The sequence below is a fragment of the Brevibacterium sp. 239c genome (assembly GCF_900169365.1).
GTDB lineage: Bacteria > Actinomycetota > Actinomycetes > Actinomycetales > Brevibacteriaceae > Brevibacterium.
On the sequence record NZ_FXZH01000010.1, the window covers coordinates 95,474 to 110,272 of the forward strand.

The 14,799-nt window shown below is 61.8% G+C and carries 13 protein-coding genes; 7 read left to right on the plus strand and 6 right to left on the minus strand.

The window, feature by feature from the left end:
• Positions 1–36 precede the first annotated feature (36 nt).
• Complete coding sequence (locus tag BSP239C_RS11055; RefSeq protein WP_101572799.1) at positions 37–822, minus strand: SRPBCC domain-containing protein; 786 nt, start codon at positions 820–822, stop codon at positions 37–39.
• 140 nt (positions 823–962) lie between these two features.
• On the opposite strand from BSP239C_RS11055, the gene BSP239C_RS11060 reads away from it, so the two are divergent.
• On the plus strand, positions 963–1,823 hold the full coding sequence (locus tag BSP239C_RS11060; protein ID WP_101572801.1) for an AraC family transcriptional regulator: 861 nt from the start codon (positions 963–965) through the stop codon (positions 1,821–1,823).
• 77 nt (positions 1,824–1,900) lie between these two features.
• Positions 1,901–2,332, plus strand: coding sequence for a VOC family protein (locus BSP239C_RS11065; protein WP_101572803.1), 432 nt, complete (start codon positions 1,901–1,903; stop codon positions 2,330–2,332).
• Positions 2,333–2,393: 61 nt separating this feature from the next.
• Here the strand turns inward: BSP239C_RS11065 and BSP239C_RS11070 are convergent, their stop codons facing one another.
• Complete coding sequence (locus BSP239C_RS11070) at positions 2,394–3,149, minus strand: AraC family transcriptional regulator (protein ID WP_101572804.1); 756 nt, start codon at positions 3,147–3,149, stop codon at positions 2,394–2,396.
• Between the two features lie 68 nt (positions 3,150–3,217).
• On the opposite strand from BSP239C_RS11070, the gene BSP239C_RS11075 reads away from it, so the two are divergent.
• Together BSP239C_RS11075 and ftsW are read left to right on the plus strand one after the other, a co-directional pair.
• Positions 3,218–4,582 carry an MFS transporter gene (locus BSP239C_RS11075; RefSeq protein ID WP_101572806.1) on the plus strand — a complete coding sequence of 455 codons (1,365 nt, stop codon included), beginning with the start codon at positions 3,218–3,220 and terminating at the stop codon, positions 4,580–4,582.
• Positions 4,575–5,855 (plus strand): putative lipid II flippase FtsW, encoded by a 1,281-nt coding sequence (ftsW, locus tag BSP239C_RS11080; RefSeq protein WP_101572808.1) that lies wholly within the window; start codon positions 4,575–4,577, stop codon positions 5,853–5,855. The genes BSP239C_RS11075 and ftsW overlap by 8 nt, the downstream gene beginning before the upstream one ends.
• Here the strand turns inward: ftsW and BSP239C_RS11085 are convergent.
• A complete protein-coding gene (locus BSP239C_RS11085; protein WP_101572810.1) occupies positions 5,795–6,985 on the minus strand; it encodes a GAF domain-containing protein in 1,191 nt (396 codons plus the stop codon). The genes ftsW and BSP239C_RS11085 overlap by 61 nt on opposite strands.
• A gap of 114 nt (positions 6,986–7,099) precedes the next feature.
• Between BSP239C_RS11085 and BSP239C_RS11090 the strand changes: the two genes are divergently transcribed.
• Positions 7,100–8,920, plus strand: coding sequence for an NAD(P)/FAD-dependent oxidoreductase (locus BSP239C_RS11090; RefSeq protein ID WP_101572812.1), 1,821 nt, complete (start codon positions 7,100–7,102; stop codon positions 8,918–8,920).
• A gap of 248 nt (positions 8,921–9,168) precedes the next feature.
• Here the strand turns inward: BSP239C_RS11090 and BSP239C_RS21135 are convergent, their stop codons facing one another.
• The 3 genes from BSP239C_RS21135 to BSP239C_RS11105 all read right to left on the minus strand — a co-directional run bounded on the left by BSP239C_RS21135 (position 9,169) and on the right by BSP239C_RS11105 (position 11,637).
• Positions 9,169–10,074: a hypothetical protein gene (locus tag BSP239C_RS21135; protein ID WP_257930176.1), complete on the minus strand. Its 906-nt coding sequence runs from the start codon at positions 10,072–10,074 to the stop codon at positions 9,169–9,171.
• 364 nt (positions 10,075–10,438) lie between these two features.
• Positions 10,439–10,960, minus strand: coding sequence for a TetR/AcrR family transcriptional regulator (locus BSP239C_RS11100; RefSeq protein WP_101572814.1), 522 nt, complete (start codon positions 10,958–10,960; stop codon positions 10,439–10,441).
• Positions 10,961–10,998: 38 nt separating this feature from the next.
• Positions 10,999–11,637, minus strand: coding sequence for a TetR/AcrR family transcriptional regulator (locus tag BSP239C_RS11105; RefSeq protein ID WP_101572816.1), 639 nt, complete (start codon positions 11,635–11,637; stop codon positions 10,999–11,001).
• Between the two features lie 216 nt (positions 11,638–11,853).
• Between BSP239C_RS11105 and BSP239C_RS11110 the strand changes: the two genes are divergently transcribed.
• Both BSP239C_RS11110 and BSP239C_RS11115 read left to right on the plus strand, forming a co-directional pair.
• Complete coding sequence (locus tag BSP239C_RS11110) at positions 11,854–12,867, plus strand: SDR family NAD(P)-dependent oxidoreductase (RefSeq protein WP_101572818.1); 1,014 nt, start codon at positions 11,854–11,856, stop codon at positions 12,865–12,867.
• Positions 12,864–14,792, plus strand: coding sequence for a sodium:solute symporter (locus BSP239C_RS11115; RefSeq protein ID WP_101572820.1), 1,929 nt, complete (start codon positions 12,864–12,866; stop codon positions 14,790–14,792). Before BSP239C_RS11110 ends, BSP239C_RS11115 begins: the two co-directional genes overlap by 4 nt.
• Positions 14,793–14,799 lie beyond the last annotated feature (7 nt).

Below are 14,799 nucleotides of genomic sequence, written 5' to 3' on the forward strand. Positions count from 1 at the left end.
GTGCTTCCGTTTCGAATGAGAGCTGCAGCATGTCGTTCAAGAGGTTGTGTAGGGGAGCGCCTCGCCGCTCTCCAGGTAGGACTTGAGGCTGGCGAGAATGGCCGGCCAGCCCTGGGAGATGCCATCGAGCATGCCTTTGTCTGGCAGGTTCGTGTGGGTCACGGTGAGCTTGACGACCTCACCAGTCTGTTCGATGTCATAAGTGACGACCGACCCCTTGGTCTCCAGCGGCTGTGCGGCGGGCTGAAATGTGAAGACCAGTCTCTCCGGTGGGCGGCTCTCGAGTATTCGACCCCAGATGTCGTAGTCGCCCACGGGGTCACCGTTTTTGCGGTGGGTCCATTCGGAGCCGGCCTGCCAGTCTGAGACATTCGCGATTCCACTCCAGTAGATCGGCGTGATGTCGGCGTTGGTGAGCGCATCCCAGACATCCTCGCGGGAGGCTCGGATATAGGTCACGTAGACGTAATCGGGAAATTCGTTGGTGGTGGTCATTGCTGCCTCCTCGGCTTGTTTTTTGACGGCGTCGATGGCGTCAAAGTGCTGCTGGTCGAAATCACGGGTCCAGCGCCGCTCGATTTCGTGGATAGGAAGCGGATTGAGATAGTGGCGCCGCTCCCGTCCCTTACGGATGACGACGATCAGATTGGCATCGACGAGTTGGTCGATGTGCTGGGTCAACGACTGTCGAGCCATTGAAACTCCTTCGCAGAGGTCGCGCAGCGACTGTCCGTTCTCACGTCGAAGCTCATCGAGAAGTCGTCGTCTGGTGGGATCAGAGAGGGCCTTGAACGCCTTATCGAGATCATCTGCGTCGGTCACATCTCTAATATGCAGGTAGATACCTGCATAAGTCAATAGGTGGAGGGTACCCGCTGCGTAAGTGCGGTCGGCGCGGGCCTGCGCGCTGCGAACCCTGCTGCGAACAGGGGAGTGTCAGACCGCGGGTCTACACTGCTGACATGTCCACGGAGGCCAGTGACGATCTGACCCGCAGCCCGCATCCGCGACTGCGGCCCTTCGTCGGGGACTATGCCGGCTACGACATCTCTGGGGTACCGGCGGGAACCCATCTCGGGCTACCTTCGGGAGCACTGACGTTCATCGTCGCGATCAACCAGCCGCTGCAGCAGTATTTCCCGGAGGCGGACACGGTCGAATCATTCGACGTGCTCTTGGCTGGCCTGCACCTATGGCCGACTCTGATCGCGCACAACGGTGCCATGTCCGGCATCCAGATCAACTTCACCCCGTTCGCACCTCGTGCCTTCTTCGCATCCCCGGCCGTCGAATTCGCCCACCATTCGGTTGAGCTCGGAGACATCGCCCGGCCTATCGCCGCCGAACTTCACGAGCGGGTGAACACCGCACCGACCTGGTCCCAGCGTTTCGATGCCATCGATGACGTTCTCCTCCGTGCAATCCGCGATGATCTCGGGCCCCGCGCCGAGGTGGTCGAATCCTGGAGGCAGATCGCGCGCAGCCACGGCGGTCTGCCGGTCTCACTCGTGGCCGATGAAGTCGGATGGAGTCGGCGGCATCTCAACGGGCAGTTCCGCGCGGAGTTCGGCATCGGCCCCAAAGAGGCGGCTCGAGTCATCCGCTTCGACCGGGCGCGGAAGATCATTTCGGCGGGAAAGTCGTCCCTCGCCGAGGTGGCAGCGGTCTGCGGCTACACCGATCAGTCACACCTCAACCGCGACTTCAGGCTGCTGACCGGCACCAGCCCGACAGGATGGCTCGACAGCGACCCGATCGCGCGCCGTTCGGAGCCTAATGGCGCGGTGTCATTCAACGGCACTGCGAGCCAGACTTCCCGCTAGTTCCCATTTGTCCAAGACTCAAAGGTGTCCATCGTCCGATGATGGTGGGGACACCAACTACGAGGAAAGGAACTGACATGTCGAACGGCACTAACGGAGCAGGCACCAACGGAGCCAATGTCTGGCCGACATTCCGCTACCGGGATGCCAAGGCCGCGATCGCGTTCCTCAAGGACGCCTTCGGATTCGAAGTCGCCGCCGAATACACGAATGCCGACGATCCGCAGCGCGTCGACCATGCCGAGCTGCGGTGGCCCGAAGGCGGGGGAGTCATGCTCGGCTCCGCTCGTGATGACGGAGGCGCAATGACGAAGACCGGAGTCGCCTCCGGCTCGGTCTACATCGCCACCGATCAGGTCGCGGAACTCTACCACCGAGCGATCGCAGCCGGTGCCACAGAGGTGATGGGGCTGACCGAACAGGACTACGGCTCCAAGGACTTCAGTGTTCAGGACCCCGAAGGTGTGCTGTGGAACTTCGGGACGTATCGGGGTGCGGGCGCAGACTAGGAACGGCCGCCTCGGCAGAGTAGAGGGACTGCCCCGGTCTGGGGCACATCGACATTCTGGGTCACATTGACGTCATCGAATGCTGGTATCTCCCCGGACTCATCCCCACCAAGGAGGTGAAGGCAGTGATGAACGAATTCGGGTTCGCCCAGCCGCACTCGGCTGCCGTGTCATAGACGCTTCTTCCCTCGGCGAGGAGGAGGAGGGCGCGATGAACTCTCAGCTCCGCCCTCCATTGCCGAAAAGTCATCCCAGTCTCCTGCTGGAACAACCGAGACAGGGTGCGCTCGCTCGCACCGACCTGGCGGCCCAGCTGGGCCAGCGTAGCGACATTCGACAGATCCTCCTCGACCAATTGAGTCACAGCCAGGAGACGATCATCATGTGGCTCCGGCAGGTACAACGGCTGTTCACCGGTGAGACTCAACTCGTCGATGGCGACGAGCCGAAGCCGGTCCGTGCTCTCCCTCGAGCGTTGTCTGGATCCGGTCAGCGCAAGCAGCGATTCCCGAGCGAGGGGTGTCGTGGCCAGGACTGCTGGGTACGGGCCCAAAGGCTCCGCCATTCCATCCGGGAGGAAGACGATCCGCATATCGGTCGCCCCGTGGGCCCGATGCTGGTGTTCGAACCCTGACGGAACCCAGACGACCCGGTTCGATGGGGCAATCCATGAACCGTCTCGCGTTACAAGGGAGAGGACTCCCGTAGCCGGATACACCAGATGCCCGAGATCGTGGGTGTGAGCGGGAGTACGTTCATCATGGCCGAGCTGGTGGATCAACTCGGGACTCATCGCTTTGTGGCTGAATTTGTCCATTGCCAGTCAGTTTATCGGTTGCACGCCGTCGCAGGGCCGGTTTGAATGGGGAGTATGGAAAAAGCATCATGAAGAGACGTGACCCGAACTTCACTGTGGAGCTCACGCTGGAGACAGATGGCAGCGCCACCGTCGATCCACCTCGGCGAGAGAGGGCAGCGGACGGACACCGACGACGCAGCCTGCTGCTTCTCGGGGCAGGTCTGATCCTCATCGGACTCAATCTGCGCATCGGAGTCGCATCGGTGGGACCGGTGCTCGGCGATATCCTCGATGACTTGCAGCTGAGCGCCACGACCGCAAGCCTGCTGACGACTATCCCTGTGTTCGCATTCGGCGCGTTCGCATTTCTCACACCGGGCCTCACGCGGCGATTCGGAATGCACCGGGCCCTCGGAATCATCATGATCGTTCTCGCTGCCGGCATCGCCCTGCGACTGCAACCGAGCCTGGTGGCACTTCTGGGCGGCACGATCCTCGTCGGCGCGGCCATCGCCATCGGCAACGTCCTGCTGCCCACGGCGATCAAGAGCGACTTCTCTCATCGGGCGGGACTAATGATGGGGCTGTACTCCACCGCGCTGTTCCTCGGCGCAGCTCTGGCGTCCGGCCTGACCGTGCCGATGCTGCCACTCTTCGACGGATCCTGGCGGTGGGCGATGGGTATCTGGGCGGTGCCAGCCGTGCTGGCCGCGATTCTGTTCCTCCCGCAGATGCGACGCGCTCGGGACTCGGCCGGACCCGAGGCAACCGACTCGGGTCGGGACGGCTCTGCGACGTCCGCCTCAGGTGAACCACCGTTTCGGGCGATGCTCAGAGACCCGATCGCGTGGTCGGTCACCGGCTTCATGGGGTTGCAGTCGCTGAGTTACTACGCGGCTCTGACCTGGGTGCCGGCCATCTTCCAAGAAGCAGGAATGCCTGCCGATCGAGCAGGATGGATGCTCTCGTTCTCTGCCTTCCCGGCAATCATCACTTGCTTAGTCACGCCGACAATCGCCAAACGGCTCAAGCCGCGATGGGTGCCCGTCTTCGCCGCCGCTGTCCTCATCGGTGCCGCGTTCCTTGGCCTGCTGCTCGCGCCGCAAGCCGGTGCCTATGCGTGGATGACGCTGCTGGGGTTGGGGCAGGGGGCAGCGATCAGTCTGTCGTTGTCCTATATCGTGTGGCGCTCCCCGGATGCCCATCACACCGGGCACGTATCAACGATGGCCCAGGGATTCGGCTACCTCGTCGCCGGGCTCGGCCCGCTCGGATTGGGGTGGCTGCACACCGTCACCGGGTCATGGACCGTACCGCTCATCGTCCTCATCGTGCTGCTCCTGCTCCAAACGATCATCGGCGGCCTCGCCAGTCGAGACCGGCACGTCGGAGGCCGATATCAGGGCAGGACAGTCATCGTCATGCAGGAGCCGGCACATACGCATGGATAGCTACCGGGGCGGCAGGACGCATGGGACATTGCGTGCCCGACTTCCTCGAATCGGCCAGAAGCTGCTGCGGGTGCCTGCCGTCCCGCGGATCGACAGCGGATCTCTGGTCATCCTCGGCGCCTCGCTGTGTCTGGTCGGTCTTGGTCTGCTGATGGTGCTGTCGGCGACATCGATCACCTCCTTCGACGGAACCAGCGGATCCTCGTTCTCCATCTTCGCCAGGCAGGCATTCTTCGCAGCCATCGGCATCGTCATGCTGACCGTCACTGCGCTGATTCCGGCGCAGATATGGAGTCGGCTGGCCGGTCCGATGATCATCGCCGGGTTGGTGCTCTTATCCCTTCCGCTGATTCCGGGGCTGGGCATCACCGTCAACGGAAGCACCAACTGGGTGCATGTCGGCGGACTCCAGCTTCAGCCCTCGGAAGTCTTCAAACCAGTGCTGGCTCTGTGGCTCGGGGTCGCGCTCGCTCGCAGATCACAGCGGCTTCATCGCCCCAAAGATCTGTTCTTCGCCGTTGTCCCCGTCTCGGCGTTCGCGTTCGGTTTCATCCTCCTCGGCGGAGATCTGGGCACGACCTTGGTTCTCATGCTGATGACGTTGGCCGCACTGTTCATCGCAGGTGTCCCGAAGCGGTATTTCGCGGCAACACTGGGTGTGATCGCCGTGGGTGTGACCATCCTCGTGGCGACAAGCCCGTACCGAATGGCACGTGTGCGTGCGATGTTCGCGGACACGGATGCTTTGAGCGACGTCGAGACCCTCGGCCAGCACTGGCAGTCCAATCATGGGCTGTTCGCGTTGGCCTCGGGAGGGTGGACCGGAACAGGGCTGGGAGCCAGCCGCGAAAAATGGTTCTGGTTGGCAGAAGCGCACAACGACTACATCTTCGCCATCATCGGCGAGGAGCTGGGACTTCTGGGCACACTGACGGTGGTGTGCCTCTTCGGCCTGTTAGGCGTGGGGCTGATCAGAACCTCGTTGAAGAGCCGGGAGCTGAAGACGAAGGTGCTGTGCCTGACCGTCTTCGTGTGGATATTGGGCCAGGCATTCATCAACATGGGGGTTGTGACGACGCTTCTGCCCGTCATCGGCGTGCCGCTGCCCTTGATCTCATACGGCGGTTCCTCCCTCGTATCCACGTTGATCGGAATCGGACTGGTGATCTCCTTCGCCCGTGCCGATAGGGCGGGTCGAGATCGTGACCGGGATCAGGATGACGCTGAAGCGGCTTCGTCGAATCGCGCGGACACGCCCTCGGCCCACCGGTAGGGCTGAGTCGCGAGGAGTGCACCGATCGAACGCCGCAGCCGGGACACCTCGGCGCGCACTGTGACCTGATGGTCGGCATCACCGTAGAGCTTGAGGCTGAGATCGCCGGCCCTGATGCCAGCTGGCCCCGCCGAGGTGATCGCTGAGAGGATCTGAGCGCGCCGGGGCGTGAGGGGCACGACGAATGGGTCAGTGCTCGATTCGATCTCCAGCATCGCAGACCGAGCTGTCTGCCGCAGCACTACCGACACCTGCTGAGCGTTGATGTCGGCACTCGGCCGCAGCAGCCAACCACCGGTCACCCTCTCCGGGATGCAAAGACCGGCACCGGGGATGAGGATCGTGCGATCAGACGCCGGCACCTCTATCCGCTCTTGGCTCTGCACTCCCTGTCGGTAGGCGACCCAGCCCTCATCATCGACGACCAGCGCCGGCCCCCGACTGCCGTTGAGGACAGTGGACATGCGAGTGCGCAGACTGCTCAGGTGCTCCTGCCGGATGAGGGAAAGCCGGGCCTCGGCCAGGCGGACAGCGGTTGTCACCAAGGACTGCACCGCCGGGTGGAGAGTCAGCGCCGGCCCGCTGATGTCGACGACGCCTAGGAGCCGGCCATCACTGGGATCATGGACGGGAACGGCGCTGCAGTACCAGGGGTGCTGCGAGGTCTCGAAGTGTTCGGCGGAGAACAGCTGAACTGGGGCCTCTTCGGTCAACGCGGTGCCGATGGCATTGGTGCCCACCACGGGTTCGGACCAGTGGGCACCCTCGACGAAGCCGAGACTGTCCGCCTGTCGCTGGGCGGCACTGGCACCGTCGCGCCACAGGATCACACCCTCGGCGTCGGTGACGACCAGGATGAAGGTCGCGGCATCGGGAATCCGCAGAAGAATGGTTTTGAGCTCATCAACGATGAGGCGCAGCTTCGAATCGCGTCTGCGGGACTCCACATCCGCCTCGGCGGAAAGAACTCGACGATTGCCGCCCGAGGGATCCAACCCCAAGCGCAGCATCCTCTGCCACGAGCGTGCAACGAGCGCTCGCGGCTGCTCCGGCGGCGAACCGCCGGTGATCACGGCATCGTGAATGCGGGACAGATCCCGAGCAAGATGCGCCAGGTCGAGCTGAGGCATGCTTCCGAGTATAGGGGTGATGTGGCTCACTGCATATGCAACTCGATGCAACCCTTTCTTCGGTGCCGGCGGCGGCATAGCTTGGAGTCACACAGCTCAACGAAGAGGAGTGACATGACAACGACAATCGACCGCCAGCAGCTCACAGCCGATGACATTGCAACGCAGTGGCTGGGCGATTTCGAATCCGCGATGCGCAGCAGGGACGTCGAAGCCGCAGTGAGTCTGTTCGCCACCACGAGTTACTGGAGGGACCTCGTCGCCTTCTCCTGGAACCTGTGCACCGTCGAGAACCGTGACGGCATCAGGGACCTTCTGACGGAGGTCATCGACCGCGTCGCCGCATCGGACTTCGAACTCGGAGAACCGGCCACCACAGCCGATGGAGTCACCGAAGCCTGGTTCACCTATGCCACCGCAGTCGGCAGGGGCAAGGGCATGGTTCGTCTGGTCGACGAAGACGGAACCAAAGCGTGGACGCTGCTCACTACTTTGCAGGAGCTCAAAGACCACGAGGAGCCGCAGGGACCTCGCCGGCCCAAAGGAGCCGAACACGGAGTCGACCCCGAGCGGAAGAGCTGGTCGGAGAAGCTCGCCGAGGAGGATGCCGCCTGGGGTGACACCGCCCAGCCGTACACGCTCGTCGTCGGTGGGGGACAGGGCGGCATCGCACTCGGCGCTCGCCTGCGCCAGCTGGGTGTTCCGGCACTCGTCATCGATCGGTGGGAACGGCCCGGAGACCAGTGGCGCTCGCGGTACAAGTCGCTGTGCCTGCACGACCCTGTCTGGTACGACCACCTGCCCTATCTCAAGTTCCCTGAGAATTGGCCGGTGTTCGCTCCCAAGGACAAGATCGCTGACTGGTTGGAGTTCTACACCAAGGTGATGGAGATTCCGTACTGGTCATCGACGACAGCCACCTCGGCGAAATATGACGAAGCCTCTGGTCAGTGGACGGTCAACGTCGAACGCAACGGTGAGAAGATCACTCTCAACCCGACGCACCTGGTCATGGCCACGGGGATGTCGGGTAAGCCCAACGTTCCCTCGTTCCCAGGATCCGATGTCTTCCAGGGCGAACAGCAGCACTCCTCGCAGCACCCCGGGCCCGATGCCTATGCCGGTAAGAAGGTCGTCGTCATCGGCAGCAACAACTCCGCTTTCGACATCTGTGGGGCACTGTATGAGAACGATGCAGACGTGACGATGGTCCAGCGCTCGAGTACTCACATCGTCAAGAGCGACTCACTCATGGACATCGGCCTCGGCGACCTCTATTCGGAGAAGGCGCTCGCCAACGGAGTGACCACTGAGAAGGCCGACCTCACGTTTGCCTCCCTGCCGTATCGGATCATGCCCGAGTTCCAGATCCCGCTCTATGAGCAGATGAAAGAACGCGACAAGGACTTCTACCAGCGGATGACGGATGCAGGGTTCGACCTCGACTTCGGTGACGATGAGTCCGGAATGTTCTTGAAGTACCTGCGCCGGGGCTCCGGCTACTACATCGACGTCGGCTCAGCTGAGCTCATCGCCGATGGCAAGGTGAAATTGGCCAAAGGCAATGTCGACCATCTGACTGCTGACTCTGTGGTGTTGGAAGACGGTACCGAGTTGCCGGCCGACCTCGTCGTCTATGCGACCGGATACGGGTCGATGAATGGTTGGGTTGCTGATCTCATCGATCAGGAGACAGCAGACAAAGTCGGCAAATGCTGGGGCCTGGGCTCGGACACGACGAAGGATCCGGGCCCGTGGGAAGGCGAACAGCGCAATATGTGGAAGCCCACCCAGCAGGAGAACCTATGGTTCATGGGCGGGAACCTGCACCAGTCGCGGCACTACTCGCTGTACTTGGCACTCCAGCTCAAGGCCCGCTATGAGGGACTCGAGACGCCGGTGTACAACCTGCAGGAAGTGCACCACCTGGCGTGATTGGTGAGGGCGGGGCCGGGCCTGAGTGGGCTGGGGCTGCGTGGGCTGCGCCTGGGCGGGCCGGGTCGCCGTTGGCTGAACCGAGTTGTTCGCACTTAGGCGAGTTGCGCAGTCGCGCCGCGCAGTCGAGTCACGCGTATTACGCCGAATTTCGTGCACTAGGCCGAGTTGCGGACGATCCGTGTTGAAATCTGCTCCGGATTCCAGCACAGATCGTCCGCAACTCAGCTGTCAGGAGGTCTGGCCGGTCAGGACAGCCCAAGGTGGTGGCGAATCTGCGCCTCGAGCTGCTGATAATTCACTTTGCTTGTCACATGGATGACGGTCCAACCTTCGGTGCGCAGTGCTTCATCGCGTCGAATGTCGCTCTGCCACTGCTGTTTCGATCGCAGATGGTGTTCGCCCTCGTACTCAAGGGCCAGCAGATCGTCGGGATAGCCGAGGTCCGGTTCGACTGTGCGTTTGAGCAGCGGGCTGTAGATCTTCGGATGGACGACGGGTTCAGGGAGGCCGACGGCAAGCGTCCACAGTCGTAGGTCGGTTTCCGGTGGGGAGTCGACGGTGAGGCGGACCAAGTCGAGTGCCTCGATGAGGTGAGCACGTCGACGGACGAAAGGCCGATTGCAGACGTGCTCCTGGAGTTCGTCGAGGCTGATCTGCGGTGGGCCGTGCCAATTGCCGACTGCGGCGTCGCCGAGTTTCACAAGGTCCCGCTGGCCGAGATCTTTGCCGAGGCCGATGAACGCATCTTCGGGAGCAACAACCTCAAGGCCACACCACTGCCGTGTCGACATCTTGGTCATCCTATGCAGTCTGATCTGAGAGATCCTGATCCGTGAATGCCTGTTGCTCACAGAGACGTGAAGTTGAGACGTCCGCCAATTAGACGGCAGCGGCCATCCGTACAGCCGGGCGGCCATCGCGTGACTGGCCGCGATTCCCGGGTAGAGGAGCTGGGCGGCGCGGAACCGCAGCGCGTCCCATTTCCAGAAGTCGTCCGCCCAGGTCGGAGTGGGGCATCGGTCGAAGGCCTCGAGGTCCGATCTCACTCCGGGGAGTACTTGCTCATAGCGCTTCGAGTGATAAAGGGAATGTCGTGTGATTCCCCGTGCGGTGTAGTCCTGGGTGCGGAACAGCTGTGGAAAATCTCGCATCACCCACCTGTCTCCATTGAACATGGATGACATCATCACTCACTTCGCGGCGAGAAGAAATGGCTTGAAATCAGCCTGTGGACAGAACTTTTTCGTCCACAGGAATCTACGCACGAGTGCGTGGGGTGGAGGAGCGGGGTTGCCACACGCTGGAGAGCGGGGTGCGCCTGCAAGTTGCGGACGATCTGTGCTGAAAACCGAGTCGGAAATCAACACGGATCGTCCGCAACTCGGTAGGGATAGCTAGACGGCAGAGCGTGGCTCGGAAGTGAAAGCTTGAGGGCAGCGAGCTCCACGTCAGAATCAGCGCAGTTCGCTCACCTCATGGGCGTACTCAGCAGGTGCTCTGATACCTGAAGCCCGATCACAGACCCAGTCGTGCCAGCACGTTCTTCACGTGGGCCAGAGCCTCGTCCTGGGAGAGGCTGAAATTCTGGTTGAAGTACATGCCGTCGCCGATGAGCTGTACGGTCATCGCCAGATCGGGATCGCCGAGATGTTCATTGAGTGCATCGAACCAGGCTTCTCGGGTCCTCCGGAGCGTGTCCTTCGCCTGTTCATTCTCCTGCGCCAGGCAGCTTGCCGCGATGAGACTGCGGTCCAGCGGTGTGCCGGTCTCGGCTGAGGTCTCAAGATAGTACATGTGCAGGCGATCGCCAGCATTCTTCATCTCCGCAACATCTTCTTCGACAAGCCGGTCGAGACGCTCGAGACTGCCCTTGATCAGCTCCGCCTTCGACCCGTAGTGATAAAGCAGGCCTCCCTTGGAGACACCAGCTTTCGCTGCGACCGCGTCGAGTGTTGCCCCCGAGATACCGTGTTTTTCTAGCAGGAGATCGAAGGCGTCGAGGAGCTTCTCTTTGGTGTCGGTGGAGTTGCGTGCCATAGCGTTGAGCCTAGTCGATGGCTGTGGTTCCGCCATCGCTATGGGCGGCGATCGATTCCGCTGACGACGATATCGGTGACTTGGGCGGCCAACTCGGCAAGGTCAGACTCGGACTGATCCGGATTCGGCCGATACCACATGTCGACCGCGTTGAGACTGCTCAGCAGCGTCCGCACCAGCATCTTTGGTTCCAGCGGGCGGATGGAACCGTCCTCGATTCCCGCTGCAGCCACTGACTTGAAGAGGTCTTCGTATTCCGCTCTCAGACGGTTCAGCTCTGCCAGCTGCTCACGCTGCCGGGGCCGCAGCGCCACCGAGCGCTGTTCGCGGACTCCTTCATGCACGACCTGGTGATAGCCGAGATCAACCATGATCTGGAGGACGTGGGCCGTCGACATGGCCAGCAGGCGGTCGAAGCCGGTTCCCGGCCCATCGACGCACGGGTCGACGCGAGCTCGTGAACGCACCATGCCTTCCTTGTAGACGGCGAGGAAGATGTCGAACTTCGAGCGAAAATGGTAATAGATCAGACCCTTCGTCGCTCCGACGGCGTTGGCGATGTCATCAATGGTGGTGGCGTTGTAGCCGCCGAGCATGAACTCATCGGCCGCGGCATCGAGGATTCGCTGGCGCGTCTTCTCGGGAGCTCCAACGGAGGGGTCAACGTCCGTGCTCACTGCGAGACCTCAGCTGCTTCCAGTGGCTTCACCTGGACGTCCTTTCCGAATCCACGATTGCGTTGACGCTAGGCTACACGGCCTTCTGCCGCCAAGAACGAGCAATCTCGTCGAACCTGATGAGCAGGGTCTTGACACGTGTCGACCTGCGGGATAAATTCATACCCAATCAATGATGATACTCGGTAGTATGACTGGTGAGAGGCTTAAGCGACAGTGAACTTCAATGAAGAGGTAGCAATCGTGACCGGCGCCGGCGGGGGACTGGGGCGGTCTCACGCCCTGTCCCTTGCCCAGCGCGGTGCACGTGTGGTCGTCAACGATATCGCCCCGATAGGCAGAGACGCTGGAGAGGACAGTCCTGCAGAGCTGGTGGCGAAGGAGATCATCGCATCCGGAGGTAGCGCGATTGCGCATTCGTGCGACGTGACCGATGCGTCGGCGGTCCAGGCCATGGTCGATCGAGTGATCGGCGAATGGGGCCGGATCGACATCCTCATCAACAACGCTGGCATCCTGCGAGACAAGACCTTCGCGAAAATGGATATCGACGATTTCCGCAAAGTGGTCGACGTGCATCTGATGGGCTCTGTTCGCTGCACCAAGGCGGTGTGGCCTCACATGATGAGCCAACAGTACGGACGGATCCTCATGACCACCTCGGCGTCGGGGATCTACGGAAACTTCGGGCAGTCGAACTATGGTGCCGCGAAATCCGGAGTGGTTGGGCTGATGAACGTCCTGGCCATCGAGGGTGAGCGTTATGGGATCCGAATCAACGCCTTGGCGCCCACGGCTGCCACAGGCATGACCGAGGGGCTGTTCGACCAGGCATCCTGGGACGTCATGTCACCGGAATCGATCACCCCGGGCGCAGTCTTCCTCGTGTCCGAAGGTGCTCCGACCAAAACCATCCTCGGTGCCGGTGGGGGAGTCTTCGCGGTGGCCAAAATGGTCGAGGCCGCGGGAGTGTTTTTGTCCCATGACGAACGCAGCCCCGAAGCCATCGCCGAACAGTGGGAGGCGATCAGCGATATCTCCGCCACAGTGATCACCGGCTCCGCATTCGACCAGACCGGTCGCTATCTCGAAATGACAACGTCAACCGAGGCTGAAACAACCGAGACCGCAACGAGGGAGGTCGCAACGCGTGAGACCGCGGCCTCAGAACCATCAGCAACTCATTCCACACCGTCCGATCTGACCGTCACTGCAAAGGTGCAATCATGACAATCGTTCTGGCAATCGTCATCCTCTACTTCATCGTCATGTTCGCCATCGGCTACTGGGCGAACACCAAAATGAAGGGGGCCAAGGACTTCCTGGTCGCGGGGCAGTCGCTCGGCTTCTTCGTCATGGCCATCGCCTCCTTCTCCTCGATCCAGAGCGGGTTCGGGATGATCGGGCATACGGCCAACACCAACGCCTGGGGCATTCAGGCCGTCGTCGGCGCAGCCCTCCTAGTGCCGCTCGGCTTCGCGCTGGCCTGGTTCATCTTGGGGGCGCGCCTGCACCGAGTGGCCCGCGCGCATGAGGTCTATTCCATTCCGGACATCATCCGCGTCCGCTACCCGAATCGTTCGGCTCACATGTCGATGTCGATCGCCATGTTCATCGGTTCGGTCGCCTACATGACCGCGCAGGTGACCGCTCTCGGCGTGATCATGTCCCTGATCTTCGGCATCAGCCTCACCGTCGGCGCCATCATTGGCTCCGCCATCGTCGCCGCATACACGATCGCCGGTGGAATGCTCGCAGCCGTCTGGACGGACTTCATCCAGGGCCTGCTCATGATCGTCATGGCCATCGCCGCATTCTTCATCGCCACGAACACCGTGGGCGGATGGTCAGCCATGCTGGACACCATCGCGAAGAACGACATCGGATTCCTGAAAATCGACGCCACACAGCCGATGACCTGGATCTTCGGGTTCATTTTCCTCGCGATTCTCGGCACTGCGGCCCAGCCGCAGCTGGCGACGAAGTTCCTCATGCTCAAGTCGGGCTCGCAGCTGCGCTGGGGCTCACTCGTCGCGGCTGTCGGCTACTCGGTGACGACCCTGTTCGCGCTGTCCATCGGTCTGGCAACCCGCGCACTGACCTTCGAAGGCAGGGCGCCGCAGTTCGACAATGCCGACAACACCACGACCTGGTTCCTCGACAACATGACAACACCAGCGTTCGCTGGCTTCGCCTTGGCCGGACTGCTCGCGGCAATCATGTCCTCCGCCAGCTCGTTCATCACCATCGGCGCATCGTCGCTGGTGCGTGACCTCACCAGTTCGCTGGGCAAGGTCGTCCATCGTGAACTGATGTGGAACCGGTTGGCCAGTGCCTTCGTTGTTCTCTGCTCCCTGGTATTCGCCCTCTATCTCACCCAGGTCGTGTTCCTGCTCGGTGCCATCGGCTGGGCGGCGTTCGCCTCGGCGGTCTTCGCTCCTGTCGTCTTCGGGCTGTATTGGAAACGTGCCACTGGGATGGCCACGACCATTGCCGTGTCCTTCGGCGTGCTCGGCAACCTGGTGCTCACGATCCTCACAAGCGAGGAGATCATCACCATTCCCACTTACATGCAGGATGGGGCGATGGTCATCGCCACGGCTGCGGTCCTGTTCGTCGTCATCTCTCTGCTGTTCCCCTCACAGGGTTCGCGAGACGGCTTCGCCAGTGCCTACGGCGTCAACGCCAACAGCGGCACAGGCGCACTCAGGGGTGGTGCGGCCGTGAAATCGGTCGCTGTGAAGGGGTTTGATCGGACCGATGTGCTTGTCCTCATCGTCACCCTGGCCTGCCTCGCCACCGCAGTGGGAAGCCTCTTCGATACCTGGCAGGCCCTCTACTATGCGATTCCAGTGATCGCGTTCGTGATGATGCTCTTCGGAGCTCTGAATTCCACCGACAAGTGGAGCCGGGCCAACGTGGTCCTCATCAGTGCATTCTCCGCTGTCCTCATCGGGCTCTTCATCCTCGCCCACGCCTTCTTCGGCAGCTCCGCCATGCTCGGCGGTCTGCCCACGACAACCGCCGTGTTCGTGTACGTGATCTGGCCATGGACAGCGGTCGGGGCCCCGTTGGTCTACGCGGCCGTCCACAAGTCGTGGTTGATGCGCGACATGGAGGGGCCCGTGCCGGCAGCCGAGAACGTCAGCGTCTGAGTGAAGG